The organism is Flavobacterium sp. ACN6 (genome assembly GCF_002304005.1).
GTDB lineage: Bacteria > Bacteroidota > Bacteroidia > Flavobacteriales > Flavobacteriaceae > Flavobacterium.
In genome coordinates, this window is the sequence record NZ_MRCQ01000015.1 from 1 (window position 1) to 15,933 (window position 15,933).

Annotated in this window: 15 protein-coding genes; 5 read left to right on the forward strand and 10 right to left on the reverse strand. The window is 32.9% G+C overall.

Annotated features, from left to right (window positions below; genetic code table 11):
- Positions 1 to 190: 190 nt before the first annotated feature.
- The 3 genes from BSF42_RS18910 to gcvT all read right to left on the reverse strand — a co-directional run bounded on the left by BSF42_RS18910 (position 191) and on the right by gcvT (position 5,554).
- Positions 191 to 907, reverse strand: a complete 717-nt coding sequence (locus BSF42_RS18910) for a YebC/PmpR family DNA-binding transcriptional regulator (protein WP_095954669.1) — start codon at positions 905 to 907, stop codon at positions 191 to 193.
- A 1,321-nt stretch (positions 908 to 2,228) separates the two neighbouring features.
- A complete protein-coding gene (locus BSF42_RS18915) occupies positions 2,229 to 4,265 on the reverse strand; it encodes a carboxy terminal-processing peptidase (RefSeq protein WP_095954670.1) in 2,037 nt (678 codons plus the stop codon).
- A gap of 206 nt (positions 4,266 to 4,471) precedes the next feature.
- Entirely contained in the window at positions 4,472 to 5,554 is a 1,083-nt protein-coding gene (gene gcvT / locus BSF42_RS18920; protein WP_095954671.1) for a glycine cleavage system aminomethyltransferase GcvT, read from the reverse strand.
- A 234-nt stretch (positions 5,555 to 5,788) separates the two neighbouring features.
- Between gcvT and BSF42_RS18925 the strand changes: the two genes are divergently transcribed.
- From BSF42_RS18925 to BSF42_RS18935, 3 genes are all read left to right on the forward strand, one after another.
- Positions 5,789 to 6,646: an NAD(P)H-hydrate dehydratase gene (locus BSF42_RS18925; protein WP_095954672.1), complete on the forward strand. Its 858-nt coding sequence runs from the start codon at positions 5,789 to 5,791 to the stop codon at positions 6,644 to 6,646.
- A 320-nt stretch (positions 6,647 to 6,966) separates the two neighbouring features.
- Entirely contained in the window at positions 6,967 to 7,749 is a 783-nt protein-coding gene (locus BSF42_RS18930) for a HipA family kinase (RefSeq protein WP_095954673.1), read from the forward strand.
- On the forward strand, positions 7,739 to 8,122 hold the full coding sequence (locus BSF42_RS18935; protein ID WP_095954674.1) for a DUF3037 domain-containing protein: 384 nt from the start codon (positions 7,739 to 7,741) through the stop codon (positions 8,120 to 8,122). Before BSF42_RS18930 ends, BSF42_RS18935 begins: the two co-directional genes overlap by 11 nt.
- 213 nt (positions 8,123 to 8,335) lie before the next feature.
- Here the strand turns inward: BSF42_RS18935 and BSF42_RS18940 are convergent, their stop codons facing one another.
- Positions 8,336 to 9,451: a polysaccharide lyase family 1 protein gene (locus BSF42_RS18940; protein ID WP_095954675.1), complete on the reverse strand. Its 1,116-nt coding sequence runs from the start codon at positions 9,449 to 9,451 to the stop codon at positions 8,336 to 8,338.
- Positions 9,452 to 9,689: 238 nt separating this feature from the next.
- On the opposite strand from BSF42_RS18940, the gene BSF42_RS18945 reads away from it, so the two are divergent.
- A complete protein-coding gene (locus tag BSF42_RS18945; RefSeq protein ID WP_095954676.1) occupies positions 9,690 to 10,262 on the forward strand; it encodes a Crp/Fnr family transcriptional regulator in 573 nt (190 codons plus the stop codon).
- Positions 10,263 to 10,584: 322 nt separating this feature from the next.
- On the opposite strand, the gene BSF42_RS18950 is transcribed toward BSF42_RS18945, so the two are convergent.
- The 4 genes from BSF42_RS18950 to BSF42_RS18965 form a co-directional block, all read right to left on the reverse strand.
- Entirely contained in the window at positions 10,585 to 11,091 is a 507-nt protein-coding gene (locus tag BSF42_RS18950; RefSeq protein WP_095954677.1) for a GNAT family N-acetyltransferase, read from the reverse strand.
- Positions 11,092 to 11,319: 228 nt separating this feature from the next.
- Positions 11,320 to 11,553 carry a hypothetical protein gene (locus BSF42_RS18955; RefSeq protein WP_095954678.1) on the reverse strand — a complete coding sequence of 78 codons (234 nt, stop codon included), beginning with the start codon at positions 11,551 to 11,553 and terminating at the stop codon, positions 11,320 to 11,322.
- Complete coding sequence (locus BSF42_RS18960; RefSeq protein ID WP_095954679.1) at positions 11,537 to 12,061, reverse strand: hypothetical protein; 525 nt, start codon at positions 12,059 to 12,061, stop codon at positions 11,537 to 11,539. Before BSF42_RS18960 ends, BSF42_RS18955 begins: the two co-directional genes overlap by 17 nt.
- A gap of 344 nt (positions 12,062 to 12,405) precedes the next feature.
- Positions 12,406 to 12,711 carry a hypothetical protein gene (locus tag BSF42_RS18965; RefSeq protein ID WP_095954680.1) on the reverse strand — a complete coding sequence of 102 codons (306 nt, stop codon included), beginning with the start codon at positions 12,709 to 12,711 and terminating at the stop codon, positions 12,406 to 12,408.
- 163 nt (positions 12,712 to 12,874) lie between these two features.
- Here BSF42_RS18965 and BSF42_RS18970 point away from each other — a divergent pair, with 163 nt between their 5' ends.
- Positions 12,875 to 13,267 carry a helix-turn-helix domain-containing protein gene (locus tag BSF42_RS18970; protein ID WP_095954681.1) on the forward strand — a complete coding sequence of 131 codons (393 nt, stop codon included), beginning with the start codon at positions 12,875 to 12,877 and terminating at the stop codon, positions 13,265 to 13,267.
- Between the two features lie 52 nt (positions 13,268 to 13,319).
- Here BSF42_RS18970 and BSF42_RS18975 read toward each other — a convergent pair whose 3' ends face one another.
- Both BSF42_RS18975 and BSF42_RS18980 read right to left on the reverse strand, forming a co-directional pair.
- Positions 13,320 to 14,180 carry a hypothetical protein gene (locus BSF42_RS18975; protein WP_095954682.1) on the reverse strand — a complete coding sequence of 287 codons (861 nt, stop codon included), beginning with the start codon at positions 14,178 to 14,180 and terminating at the stop codon, positions 13,320 to 13,322.
- The gene (locus BSF42_RS18980; protein WP_095954683.1) at positions 14,180 to 15,868 is read right to left on the reverse strand and encodes a zinc ribbon domain-containing protein; all 1,689 of its coding nucleotides are present in this window, start codon (positions 15,866 to 15,868) and stop codon (positions 14,180 to 14,182) included. The genes BSF42_RS18975 and BSF42_RS18980 overlap by 1 nt, the downstream gene beginning before the upstream one ends.
- Positions 15,869 to 15,933 lie beyond the last annotated feature (65 nt).

The window sequence follows — 15,933 nt, forward strand, 5'->3', positions numbered from 1 at the left end:
ATGCATCAACAAAGTGTAGTAAAGATGAGAACTTATAAAAGAAAAACACCTGCAATAAAAAATATTACAGGTGTCTAATTAAATATATTTGTCTAATAATCTGTATCGATTATTTAGGACTAGTCATTTATTAAATAAAAAAAGCTCTAGAAAAATCTAGAGCTTTAGTATAATTTATAAAAAGAAAAAATTATGCTTCTTCCTGCATTGTATGATAAACGTTCATAACGTCATCATCTTCTTCGATTTTCTCGATTAATTTTTCAACATCAGCGATTTGCGCTTCCGTAAGTTCTTTTGTGATTTGCGGAATACGCTCAAAACCAGAAGATAAAATCTCCAAACCTCTGTTTTCTAATTCTTTTTGCAAAGCACCAAAACTTCCAAAAGGAGCATAGATTAAAATTCCGTCTTCGTCTTCAAAAACTTCTTCGGCACCAAAATCAATAAGTTCCAATTCTAATTCTTCTGGATCAAGATCGCCTTTTGCAATTCTGAAATTACAAGTATGATCAAACATAAACTCAACAGAACCTTGAGTTCCCATAGTTCCGTTGCATTTATTAAAATAACTTCTAATGTTTGCTACAGTTCTATTATTGTTATCAGATGCAGTTTCAATTAAGATTGCAATTCCGTGAGGAGCATATCCTTCAAACAAAATTTCTTTATAGTTGGCAGTATCTTTATTACTTGCATTTTTAATCGCGCGCTCCACATTGTCTTTCGGCATGTTGGCAGCCTTCGCGTTTTGTATAACAGCTCTTAATCTAGAATTGGCGTCTGGGTTAGGACCGCCTTCTTTAACAGCCATTACAATATCTTTACCAATTCTGGTAAAAGTTTTGGCCATTGCAGACCAGCGTTTCATTTTTCTTCCTTTTCTAAATTCGAATGCTCTTCCCATTTCTAATTTTAAGTTTTGTAATGCAAAAATACGGTTATTCCTTATTTTTCCAAAATCAAAACAACTCTTTTTTATGGAATGTTTTGGTGTTGAGGTTTTAGGTCCTGTGTCTTGTATCTTATTTTGAATTTAACCGCAAAGTCCGCAAAGATTTTTTTGTATAAAGTTATGTTTATAAAAGCAAAGTTCGCAAAGCTTTATCTACATAACTTTGTGAACTCTTTTTATTTTATAAAATTAACTCAAAAAATCTTTCTGTACTTTGTGTACTTGCGTAAATCTTTGCGGACTTTGCGGTCAAAAAAACATTCTTTCAAGTCCTGTGTCTTGAATTTAACCACAAAGTCCGCAAAGATTTTTTGTATAAAGTTGTGTTTATAAAAGAAAAAGTTCGCACAGCTTTATCTACATAACTTTGCGAACTCTTTTTATTTTATAAAATTAACTCAAAAAATCTTTGTGTACTTTGCGTAAATCTTTGCGGACTTTGCGGTAAAAAAAAGATTCTTACGAGTGCTGTATCTTGAATTTAACCGCAAAGTCCGCAAAGATTTTTTTGTATAAAGTTGTGTTTATAAAAGAGAAGTTCGCAAAGCTTTACTCTTATAGCTTTGCGAACTTTTTTTATTTTATAAAACTAACTAAAAAATATCTTTGTGTACTTTGAGTAAATCTTTGCGGACTTTGCGGTATAAAAATATTCTTTCAAGTCCTGTATCTTGAATTTAACCGCAAAGTCCGCAAAGATTTTTTTTGTATAAAGTTGTGTTTATAAAAGAAAAGTTCGCAAAGCTTTATCCTCATAGCTTTGCGAACTCTTTTATTTTATAAAATGAACCCAAAAAATCTTTGTGTACTTTGCGTAAATCTTTGCGGACTTCGCGGTTAAAAAAAATATTCTTTCAAGTCCTGTATCTTGAATTTAACCGCAAAGTCCGCAAAGATTTTTTTGTATAAAGTTGTGTTTATAAAAGAAAAGTTCGCAAAGCTTTATCCTCATAGCTTTGCGAACTCTTTTATTTTATAAAGTGAACCCAAAAAATCTTTGTGTACTTTGCGTAAATCTTTGCGGACTTCGCGGTTAAAAAAAATCTTTCAAGTCCTGTTTCTTGTGTTGGATTTAACCACAAAGTCCGCAAAGATTTTTTGTATAAAGTTGTGTTTATAAAAGCAAAGTTCACAACGCTTTATCTACATTGCTTTACGAACTCTTTTTGTTTTATAAAATTAACTAAAAAATATCTTTGTGTACTTTGCGTAAATCTTTGCGGACTTCGCGGTTAAAAAAAGCGTCTACCACGGTTAAAACTGAAACAAAAAACTACTTACTCCCACCATTAAATTCATTAATGATATTCACCGCTTCGTTTAGGTACGGATTTGTTTTAAGATTATCCATTTGAGACTGATTGATCGTTTTATCTGTTGGATAAGCCCCCAATAAAAGCTGATTAATACTAGAATTATAAACATCAAGAGGATTATTTTCATCATTAAAAGTATTAATCTCTGTCCAAAGCGCTTCTAAGGAGTTTTTTTGTTTAAAAACAGCATCTAAAGTCATCGGAATTTCTGCTTTTGGTGTATTGACAAGCTGGTCAATTTTGAGGTTAATCTTTTTTATGTTGCTAAAGAAATAATTATCAGCAAGTCTTGCAGAACTATTTTTAGCAATTTTATCGATTAAATTTCGTTTTACATATGTTTTATACTTCAAAAACGGGGCAATACTGTCATTTTTCATAGCAGTCGGAAAATCACTTTCTTTCTGGTAAATATCCTCATAAAATTCAGGCAGTACAACATCTGGCTTTACGCCAATATATTGATGACTTTTACCTGTAATTCTGTAAAATTTATTAATCGTGATTTTTAAGAAATCGGTATTTTTTTCTTCGTCAAGCGAAAGAATGGTTTGCATAGTAGCTTTCCCCAGCGTACTGCTTCCTAATAATAAAGCTCGATTGTAATCCTGCATAATAGAAGCAAAAAATTCACTTGCAGAAGCAGTGTTGCTGTTTACTAATACCACAATCGGACCTCTATAGATAACGCCTTTAAAAGGATCATTAATCACCGATTTTTCTTTTCGATTATCAACCACAATTGAGATTGGCCCATAATCTACAAACATACCAGCCAGTTTTATAGCTTCTTCCATAGAACCGCCGCCATTGTCAATTAAGTCAATTACAAGTCCTTTTATATTGTCTCTTTCTAGCTTTACGACTTCTCGCGCGACATCATCAGCGCAGCCTTTTCGACTGTTTCCATCCAAATCAGCGTAAAAACTCGGAATTTTGATATAGCCTATTTTACTATCCTTACCAATTATGAAGCTGAAAACTGAATTGTCCTCATCTTTCATCACTTGCTTTTCGATATAAACATCAAAAGTTTTCCCAGAATTGCGCTTTAAAGTAAGCGTAATTTGTCTATTTGTCTCCGATAAAATCATAGTCGAAATAGATTCTAAAGAAGCACAAGAAACCTGCAAAGTATCTTTTTGATTGGAAATAGAAATAATCTGATCGCCCTTTTTTATTTGTCCAGTTTGATACGCAGGCCCATTCGGATCGACCTCATCAATTATAATTTCATTCTTTTCATTTAAGTTAACAGTCATTCCAAGAGATAAATGTTCTTTAGACAAAGAAGCCATAAAACTCGTTTTCGAATCATCACTAAAATAAGCAGTATGCGGATCAAAATAAGTACAGAAATAATTATACAATTTTTCTTCCTGTTTTGTATTCGTGTCTAATAAAGTAGTAAAACGGCAGATTTCATTAGTAAGAATCTTGTTTTTTGAGACCAGTTCAATCGATTTAAAATTAGCTTTAATAGAATCTAAGTTAGTGCTTGTTTCAGCAATATCGTCCAGTATTTGATAGCGAAGTTTTTTAATCCAGACTCTTTCTAAATCCTCGTTTTTTAAGTAAAAATCAAATGATTTTTTATAGAAACGAATCGTATCTTTTTTAGCATAATCTATCGCTGTAGTCTGTATCTTTTCTAACGTTTTTTTAGTGCGTACAAGACCATTTACATATTTCGCTTTAATTTCAGTAAGGAAACTGCAGTCATTTTTAAGAATCAGATCATCTAAATTATAACGGTATTTAGAAGCCAGTTCTTCATATTCACTCTTAAAAAAGATATTTCGGGAAGGATCCAGTTCGTTAATGAGATTATCAAAAACAAACACAGACAAACTGTCGTCAACAGGTTTAGGGCGAAGATGTTCGGCTTGAATAAGCGCATTTATTTTGTTTAATATTTCACAAGTTTCTGCGCTGTTCTGACCAAAAAAGACTGTTGAAGTCAGTAAAAGTAGGAGTAGTGAAATCTTTTTCATAAATGGAAATTCATCGTTCAGATTAAAGTTACACTAATTTTTTTACAAATAGTAGTCTTTTTACTAAAATATCGACAACCAAAAGTTTTTAGCTGCGAAATGCATAAAACGCTAATTTTTATCAATAAATTTTTAGTTTTAAAGCAAAAAAAAGAGTGCAATACTTTACAAGCAATGCACTCTTAAATTATATATGTCTAGAAAAATTATTTCTTGTAAAACGGAAGTTTAATCACTTTAGCTGGAACATCATTTTTTCTAATTCTAATAAAAATATCACTGTCAACAGCACTGTTTGAAACAGTAACATATCCTAAACCAATTCCTTTATTCATAGAAGGAGACATAGTTCCAGAAGTTACAATTCCTATTACAGCTCCAGAACCATCAACGATTTCATAATCATGTCTTGGTACTGCACGTTCCTGCATTTCAAAAGCAACCAATTTTTTAGTAACACCCGCTTCTTTTTGTTTTTTCAAGCTCTCAGAATTAGTGAAATCCTTTGTGAATTTAGTAATCCATCCTAAACCAGCTTCAAGTGGAGAAGTCGTATCGTTAATATCATTTCCGTACAAACAGAATCCCATTTCAAGACGCAAAGTATCACGCGCAGCAAGACCAATTGGCTTGATTCCGAAAGCAGCACCAGCTTCAAAAACTTTGTTCCAAACCTGTTCTACTTCGTTGTTTTTGCAGTAAATTTCAAATCCTCCAGAACCAGTATATCCTGTAGCAGAAATAATTACATGTTCAATTCCCGCAAAATCACCTACTTCAAAATGATAATAAGGAATCGATGCTAAATTTACAGAAGTCAAAGCCTGCATAGCCTCAACCGCTTTTGGACCTTGAATAGCCAACAATGAATAATCATCAGAAAGATTTTTCATTTCGGCACCCAAATCATTGTGAGACGAAATCCAGTTCCAGTCTTTTTCAATATTCGAAGCATTTACAACCAGTAAATATTGCTCCTCTTTCATTTTATAAACAATCAAATCGTCTACAATTCCGCCTTCATTATTAGGAAGACAAGAATATTGCGCTCTGCCAATTGTTAAAGTAGACGCATCATTCGAAGTCACTTTCTGAATCAAAGCCAAAGCATTTGGACCTGTTAACAAAAATTCACCCATATGCGAAACGTCAAAAACGCCCACACTGTTACGAACCGTTTCGTGTTCAGCATTAACCCCTTCATAAGTAATAGGCATGTTATAACCCGCAAAAGGAAGCATTTTTGCTCCTAAACCTTCATGTATGTGCGTAAGCGCAGTATTTTTCATTGTGTTGTTTTATAAAATTGAGTCGCAAATTTATTCAAAAAATATCGAAAAATGATACACTAAATTATAAATTTCGCAATGATTAGGAGCTATTTCCCGTGATCCGCTATATCTTTTTGTTTTTAAAGAAAAAACAAAAAGGATGCCGCTTCTCCCGGGGCTAGGGCTGACCGTTCAAAAGAAAGATTTCGTGCTTTCAATTTTTTTGTAACTTTAATATATAAAAGAAGCCGAATGAAGTCTCCGTTTTTAATTAACAAAGAAGAAATTTTAAAGATTTACAAACCCGTAAATCCGCACACGCACAAAGGAATTCAGGGACACGCCGTAATTATTGCAGGAAGTTACGGAAAAATTGGCGCAGCGGTTCTGGCTTCCAAGGCCTGCTTAAAATCAGGATGCGGACTTGTTACGACTTTTGTACCAAAATGCGGTTATCAAATCCTTCAAATTTCCATTCCAGAAGTAATGACAGTTACAGATGAAAATACCAATTTCATTACTAATATTCACCTGCCATTAATTCCCCAAGCCATTGGAATCGGACCAGGAATCGGAAAAGAATTGGCAACCCAAAAAGCTTTATTTGAATTTTTAAGATCCAACAAAGTTCCCTTAGTTCTCGATGCCGATGCTTTAAATATTATCTCAGAAAATTTATCTTGGCTGGAGTTAGTTCCCGAAGATACAATTCTAACACCTCATCCAAAAGAACTCGAACGTTTGATCGGCAAATGGAACTCAGAATCTCAAAAGTTTCAAAAAACGATTGCTTTTTCAGAAAAATACAAAGTCATTGTGGTCATGAAAGGCGCGCCAACATTTATCATCAACAGAAATTCGGTTTACGAAAACACAACAGGAAACGCAGCACTCGCAACTGCAGGAAGCGGCGACACCTTAACCGGAATCCTGACAAGTCTGCTCGCGCAAGGCTACGAACCCAAATACGCCTCAAAATTTGGCGTTTATCTTCATGGCTTAACAGCAGATATTGCTGTAACCCAAACGGGTTATGAATCTTTTATAGCCTCAGATATTATAGAGAATCTCGGGAAAGCATTTTTAGAATTAGGTAATGTGCCAATTTGATAATTAGATAGTTGCATTTAGTTTGTCATCCTTGTAAAGGCACGAAGGATCACACACGTAACTCTACAAAGATTGGCGAATTTCTTTACGGAGCTTCTAGTGTGATCCTTCGTGCCTCAAGGATGACAAAAAATATCGATGAATCTTTGGGAACTAAAAGGAATACTTAAAAAACGCTGCGTTCCGAGACTTCGGGATTGCGTAAACCTTTATGAACTTTACGGTAAAAAATACAATCTAAAATCAAAAATCGTAAGTTTGTAATGTCAAAGATTAGAAACTTAGCAACTCAGTTCCTTAGCATCTTTGAATCTTTAAAAATGATAAACAACTTCGATCTTAGAACGGTAAATGTTACTCGTTACATCACGCCATTGCGCGAAGGCGGTTCTTTACCCGCTTTGGCAGAAGCCGATGACGATTTTAAATACGTATTAAAATTTAGAGGTGCCGGACACGGCGTAAAAGCCCTTATAGCCGAACTAGTAGGCGGACAAATTGCAAAAGCTTTAAAATTACAGCTTCCCGAATTGGTTTTCGCTAATCTCGACGAAGCATTTGGAAGAACCGAAGCCGATGAAGAAATTCAGGACTTACTGCAGGGAAGTCAGGGATTAAATCTCGCGCTTCATTTTTTATCTGGCGCTATTACTTTTGATCCCGTTGTAACTACTGTCGACGCCAAACTAGCTTCGCAGATTGTTTGGCTGGATGCTTATATTACCAACGTCGACAGAACTTTCAAAAATACCAATATGCTGATCTGGCATAAAGAATTATGGCTGATTGATCACGGAGCGTGTTTGTATTTTCACCATTCCTGGAACAATTGGGAACAACATTCCAGAAGTCCGTTTGCATTGATAAAAGACCATGTTTTACTGCCGCAAGCTTCACTTTTAAAAGAAGTTGATGCCGAATTTAAAGCGCTTTTAACATCAGAAATTTTAGAAGAAATTGTAAATACAATTCCAGTAGACTGGCTTGAATGGGAAGATACCGACGAAACACCTGAAGGTTTGCGAAATGTATACTTACAGTTTTTAAAAACGAGATTAGAAAATTCAGAAATTTTTGTAAATCAGGCTCAAAATGCAAGATAACCACTTATACGAATATGCTGTGATTCGTGTTGTGCCGAGGGTAGAGCGCGAAGAATTCCTGAATATCGGAATTATTTTATTTTGCAAAAAAGCTAAATTTATAAAAGTCCTTTTTCATTTAAATAAAGAAAAAATCCAAGCACTTTCTGCCGATTTTGATATCGAACAATTCGAGTGCAATTTAACTTCATTAGAAAAAATAACAAACGGAGCCAAAGACGGTGGCCCAATTGCTGCATTTGATATTCCAGAACGTTTTAGATGGTTAACCGCAATTCGGAGTTCGGCAATTCAAACTTCAAGACCTCATCCAGGTTTAAGTCAGGATTTGGAGAAAACGATTCAACGTTTATTTGAAGAATTGGTACTTTAAGGAAAAAGGTTCAAAGGGACAAAGGGACAAAGGTTTTCTGTAGAGACGCACTGCAGTGCGTCTACGCTCCAATTGTCCATACTGTGTGTTAGACGCACTGCGGTGCGTCTCTACAGATAAACTTTGCGGTAAAAAATAAAAAACCACACATTATATAAAATAATGTATGGTTTTAGAAACTAAACTAACTCATTTTTTGCTATCCAGAGTCAATTAAAATGAACCGCAGACGTTACCGCCTAAAGTTGCTCCCGCGTTAGCCGAAATATCAGCTTTAACCGCAGTTTTATTCAATTTTACAATAGAATATGGTGGCGTAAACGCTGTTCCGCTTCCTGCTTGATTTCCAGTTGTATTCGTGAAAACATTATCAGTTGCAGTAACAGCTGTAAATCCTGTCATTAAATCGATTGGTGTTTTTACACCTTCAAAAACGTTGCTTTCTACACGAATGCTAGCTTCAAAACCTGCCGCAACACATTTGTTGCTTACAGTGCTGTTAAAGAAGTTGTTTACTAAATGTACTTTTCCAAAACGAACTCTTGGCATTCTTTCTTTACATCCAGGCGCCCACCAGCATCTTGCAAATGTGATTCTAAGTTTTCCACGGTCACCAGTTGCACCGTCGCTAGAACCAATTAAATTTGAATATCTGTGATCATCAGATCCTCCAGAACCTCCCGCTTTTGGTGGTTTTAGGTAATGGAATTTAGAATACGTAACCGAAATATAATCTGATTTGTTTTTGATGTCGAAGTTTCCATCTACACCATCTCTAAATTCGCAGTGGTCAACCCATACATTTGTACATTCGTCCAAAATTGCATTGTCCCAGCCGTCAGTATCATAAGCACCAGGACCTTCAAAAATTAAATTTCTGATAATGATGTTTTTACATCTTTTAATGTTGATAATTCCAGACGCATCTTTAGTCTGATTAGTCGAAACTAATTTAGCGCCATTTGCTCCGTAAATCGTTTTTCCAGTTTGGTCTTGGAAAGACAATCTTGTTGTAACTGTAATAGTTCCAGAAACTTTGATCACTTTTACTGATGTGTTTTCAATAGCCGATTTCAACTGTGCGTAGGTAGTAACAGTTGTTTCTGACGATGAACCACCGCCGGTTGTGCCTCCGTTTTGTGAAGCCCATCCTGGAACTTCAGCGCAGTTTCCAATTTTAGCTGTAACGTTTGAAGCAGCGTCAATTACAGTTTCAGCTGTTGTTTCAGTGCTTGCTTCTGTGTTTGAAGCGATTTCTTCAGAATTACATGCTGTAAATCCGAAAGTCAATGTCAGTAGAAACATTGAGAGTGTCGATTTTAATTTCATAATAAGAGTTTGGGTTATTTATAAAAATTTTAACAACGCAAAACTGACTATAATTTGTAGGAAAAAAATTGAACAAGTTCAAACTTTTGTAAAAAATTCTAATAAATATGTTTTTTTAACAGTTATTAATTTACAAAAAGACATAAATAACGTACTTTTACGTAATCGATTACATTTTTTAAGCCCCTAATAAATAATGAATTGAAAACAAATTTATTCCCCCACAAAAACCACAAAGATGTACAACCTACTAAGAAAAAACATTGAGCGAAAGATTCCGCTCACAGATGAAGAATGGAACTTAATTGTTTCAAAAGCCGAACTCATCAAACTTAAAAAAAATCAATTTCTACAAACCCAGGACTCCAACAACAGTTACGAAGGATTTATTTTAAAAGGCTCTTTTAAAACGTATGTTCTTAACGAAAACGGAACAGAAACGGTGATTTTCTTTTCCTTTGAAAATGAATGGATGTGTGACCTCGAAAGTTTTTACCATCAAAAACCAACAACGTATAATATTAAAGCAATTGAAGATAGCGAGATTTTGGTAATTAGTAAAGTCAAAAAAGCACAATTGTTTGAAGAAGTTCCCAAAATAATGCAGTTTCATGTTCTCATGATAGAACGTGCGAATGTCGCGATCCAGCGACGACTTTTAGATGTTTTAAATAAAACTTCAAAACAGCGTTATTTAGATTTTAAAGATCGTTATCCTCAAAAAGTCCAAACTATAAACAATAAGAATCTTTCGTCTTATTTGGGAGTCTCACATGAGTTCTTGTCAAAAATCAAACGAAGGGTTTCTTAGTTTTTTGAGGTTCAAAGGAACATAGGGGCAGAGAGACAAAGGTTTCTCTGGAGAGACGCACTTCGGTGCGTCTACCATTATGTGAAAATTTCGCAATCCTGACAGCATTTTTTTTTCATTTCGAGAAAGGAGAAATCACACGCGGGATTCCGAAACGTTTGTCGCCAATCTTTGTAGAATTACTAGTGTGATTTCTCCTTCGTCGAAATGACAAACTGCTAAGAAACTGTATAAAAAACTTAGCAACTTTGCTCCCGATAGCTATCAGGATTACGAGATTTTAAAAAAAACTTCGTGCCTTCGTGTCTTCGCGGCAAAAAACTTAGAGCCTTTTCTCCAAGAAAATAAATTCCATAGGCACATCAGAAATCGTAATATGAATTTCACTTTCAGGAAAAGTCTCTCTTTCGCCTGTATCAACATATCCATGACGTTTGTACCACTCGATAAGCTCTTCACGAACCGAGATAACCGTCATAATAATACTTGACAAACCAAGCATTTTAGCATGATTTTCGGCTTCAGCCAATAATTTCTTTCCGATTCCGCTGTTTTGCAATTCAGGAGAAACCGTCAGCATTCCCAAATACAATTGTTTTTCTTTTTGAACCAATAAAACTGAACCAATAATTGTATCATATCCAGTGAATTTCAGAATCGTGTTTTTAGGATCCAGAAATATTTCGGTAATTTCTTGTTCGTTGGTTCTTTTGCCATCTAATAAATGTGCTTCGGTTGTCCAGCCTTTTTTAGAAGTTTCGCCTCTGTATGCGGAGTTTATTAAAGTTGTTAATGCGGGAATGTCTTCGAGTGATGCTTTTGTAATCATGTTAATCTGACTGTATTGTAAAAAATAAATGTTATCTAATTTTAATTGGATAAAAATATGAATTGCCTCCAGCTTTAGCTGGAGGAACAAAATTACATTAGAAAATTGGCTTTAGCCTAACATTTAGTGCATTTTTGGCTAAAGCCTTTTACTATGCAAAATAAAACCTCCAGTTAAAACTGGAGGCAATTGATTTTAATATTGTGTGCATTTGTTAGCGCGAGAGAACTAATTATTTTTCTGTGATTCAATCAAATCTAAACGATTTTTAATTCGTTCAATAATATCTAAATCATTGTCACCATGAATATCTCTAATATTATAATTTGGATTTCTAGGATCAGTAGTTTTCTGAAATTCATTAATATTAAGATTGAACAATGCCTGTCCAAATCTCTGACTTGGATTCTTTTCCAAATAAGATTCTAGTAACTCAAGGATAAGTTTATGCTCTGGTTTCATCTGAACTATTTTTGCTTAAATCTTCAAAAAATTGTATTGGATCATTTAAAAATCTTGTTGCATTTGAGGCTTTAATGCTTTTGAAAATATCCTCTAAATTTGGTTGAAAAATTTCTCCCTTTAAATCAATTAAAATCAATTTATTTTTTCTGCAAAGATTTAAAATAGCTTGCAAGACCTCAGTAATATTGGGGGCTTTTCTTAAATCAATTCGAAATTGAAAGCTTTCTATTTTTGCTTTATCATCGGTTAAACAAATACAAGCATCATTATCTTCCTCATCATTTCCATTTCCTTTCCAATTCAAATAAGTATCATTCCCCCAATTTGCCTTTGGAATAATTTGATCAAGTTCGGAAATGATTGAAGAAATGTCACCATTAAAATTTTTCCAAAAAACATCAGTCTCTGGTAGAAATTTTGTTTTGTTATTTTTAAAAATACATTCGTAATTACTGTCAATTGAATCTTCAGGAACTACAATTAAAAGATATTGCCAAACTGCCATTTTAGGATAAGATTAATAATTGGTAATTATTCTAGAGCTGGCTAATATAGAAATTATGAAAATAGTATCTTACAAAAACAGCTTTCTTTTTTTTACCGAAACTCATGCTGTGCGAAGTCTCCTAACTTCGTACACGCTTCTATATTCCGTTCCAATATATTGTAATTTGCGTTGTGGCTAATTGGAACGGGTGCGAAGTCGGGAGACTACGCACAGCGATTGTAATACGTCGTAGAACGGGTTTACACTGATTAAATTAAAAAATCCTTATAATCCGCGCTATTGGAGCAACTTTTATTAATAACGGTGTTCCGTGATCGATCTTGCAAAATTGTCTGCTAGTGTTAGTCATGAAGCACTTTATACAACTCATCCAACAATTCCATTTCATCAGAAGGCAAAAGCTGTATCGCGATTTCAAGAAGAAGCATAACATCAATGGCAGTTTGAGATTCTTCCTGTTGAAGCGTGTTAATACTTGTTCTTAATAGCGAAATAATGGTTTGCATTAATTCGTTGTAACACGATATGGTCATTTTGGTTTTAAAAGAGTTTCTGTTCTTTTTACTGGGTTTTAATTGTGTAAAATAGTTAACTCTGGCTGCAAATTCTAAAAAATCGGTTATTGATAATTTACTTGGTTCTGTCATGGCTTATAGTTTTAATTGATGTAAAAATCTTACTTTTGTGTAATTAGCGGCAAGTAAGCCAGAGATTTTGAGTTACAAAAATATTTACGTTTGTATATCACAAATGGACTTAGTTTTTTACAAAAATCTATTTTTCCTTAAGAATTTTAAATATCTTTGAATTATGAGTACAGCAATAAAACCAAAACATATCGGCAGAAATATAAGCCGTATCAGAGAGCTTAAAGATATGAAGCAGGATGCACTGGCACTGGCTTTAGGCATAAGCCAGCAGATGGTTTCGAATATTGAAAACAGCGAAACGGTTGACGAGCAAAGATTAATTGAGGTAGCAAAAGCTCTTGATGTTTCTGTTGAAACACTTAAAAACTTTTCAGAAGAAGCGGTTTTAAATATTATTGGTAATACTTATCACGATAATGGTATTGTAAATGCCGGACTTAATTACAATTGTAATTTTAATCCTTTAGATAAAGTTGTTGAACTTTACGAACGTTTGGTGCAAGCTGAAAAGGATAAAGTGGAGTATTTGGAGAAATTATTGAATGGGAAATAAACGTTTTTGAAGATATATTAAATTGAAAAGAGACCTGGATAGATCTCTTTTTTTATAATGAATTATGATAGGCTTTTAATTTATCATAAGCATTTCTTAAGCTTGTATCTGTGTGAGGCATTTCTGTAGACATAAACAATTTATAATAAACTTCAAATTTTGATTTATCACTTCTTAAATCCCATGCCCAAATATTATTTTCTTTACTTGCCGTACGTTCCAAAATTCTACTATATAAATATTTGTTTATCACGAGAACTGTATTAGTACATATTATAGACAGATTGTATACCATGCCCGTATCCAATTTTAAAGGTTTCTCAATTAAATTTGAATGATTATCCAATCCAAATTTAATAGCATTTTGACTTCCCAATTTTCCAAATCGATGTACAATGCAGTGTCGTAAATGGCATATTTTTTCAAATTCTTCTAAAGTCTTAATTAATTCATTTGGTTGATAACCTTTTAAGCCTAAATATTTTTTAAATGAATTTATAATATTGTCTTTGTTTGCAAAAGATGCTTTTTCTAAAATTACTTCTGGTAAAAGAGATTTAGGATAACTTATTGCAGCTCCATAATTTATTTCTTCAAGTTCACATGAAATTCTTGAAATTTTATCAATCAATATAATCTTTCTTATGATTTCCCTAATATAACTTTCTATAGCTGAAATATATCCGAGTAAAACTAAATTGTAAGTAGTTGGAATATTTGCAGGATTTGGAGCTAAAGCAGAATATTGCGTATGTATTAAATTTAGTTGATTAATTTTACTTAAACAATTATCTATTGGTGAAGTGTCACTTTCAATATATGTATCGTCAAAACAACTATTAGTAGCAAAACTATTTATTGTAGTTGCATCTGCATTTATATTGTATATATATTCTTTACTATTATTTGCCATTATGCTAAAAATTCATCTAAAAGTTCTTTAACAATATTGTCTATATTAGTTGTTCTTACTTTACCAATGCCCTTTGCATCTTTTAAATCTTTAGCCAAGTTTTGTGATGAATAAATGTCTTCAATTGTTTTTAATTCAGTGCCCATTGATATTGCTTCAATTTGCCATTTAGGTAATGGTAGATCCTTAATTTTTATTTTTAATGTTGCTTCAAATGTTGATTGTCCAACTAAAGGATTTCCGCAATTGTGACAAAATTTTTGTTCTTCTGATAATCTCGGTATTCCACATTTATTACATGATGGTAAGTCAAGTTTTAAATTTTCTATTTGGGTTGCAGTTAAAATAGTGCTCAGTTGTTTACGAATTGGTCTTTTGTCATTTTTTTTATTAATTGCCTCTAACATTGATTTAGTATTAAAACCTTTCGTATGGGTAAAGACTTTTGCATTAATTAAAAAAAGATAATGTGGTATATATCTATTAAATATTCTATCAGGACCATCACTTATAGATTGCAATTCATATAATAAACCAGCTTCAATTAAAAATTTTACCATTCTAGATGATTTATAAACTAAACTGTCTTGACGAATACCAATATGAGTTTTCTTTTCTTCAGGGTTGTTTTTATTTGCTTCGAAAACTTCATTAATTATTTTATCATAAAATTCAAAACCAATCTTAATTATTGATTTATACTGTGGTAGTTTTAAGGAAAGTGATAAATATTCTTTTTCTAATAGATTTTTTTGAGTTTCTATAACTTTATTAAATTTTTGTTGTGTAGTTTTACTTTCTGTTTGTATATATGCTCGTAGCAATGTTATAAATGCTCTTGGTATCCCAAAAGAAGAGAATTTAAAAATTTCAACTATTTCATTGTTGATTTCTTTTAAATTTAATCTTTTAGTTAAAATTTCAGACATAAATACACTGTAATTTTCGTCTTCTACATTTAACCATGCCAAAACTTCTTCTGCATCTTGACCAATATGAAATCTTGGACCATATTGAGTTGTTCCTGGATAAACACTTGCTTTAGGAGAAATATTTTGAGTTTTTAAACTTCTAAAAACATCAAAGAATTCAACCATGTAATCTGGAGTTAAGGTCAATGCAGCATCATCTAGAAGAAGGATGCATCTTTTTCGCTTAGTTATTTTTAATAATTCTTCAATTAGTAAAATTACTTTTTGAATACTTAATTTAGTGATTAATAAATCATTGTTACTGTTAATTAAATTTCTTTCAGCATTTTGTATAAACTCAATTATATCACTATGTTCAATTTCATATTCAATAAAATTTTCCAAAAAGTCAATTTCTAAAGACAACGCAACTTGTATAATTTCATTTGATATTTTGGCTAAAATCCAAGTATGGAAAACATTTAATGCATTTGCTGATTTAAATAGCAGAGGCTCTAAATGATAATATTTTCCAAAAGAGATATACAATGGTAAAGGTTTAGAATTATCTGCTAAGCATTTAATATATGCGTGTCTAAATTGGTGTGTTTTACCAGTGCCTCGCGGACCAACTATTAGTTTTGCTCCTCGCTCAATTATCTTTCTTTGTATTTTTTCAAAAAATGAAGTTTCTACAGTCCAATTTATTAAATCGTCAACAGCAATGAAATCAGCTCTTTCTTCAAATTCCTTATTGTCTACATCCTTTATTTCCATGATTAATTATCTTGAATTTAATTTAAAAATACAAATCAAACATACCAATTAATCTCACAAAAAAC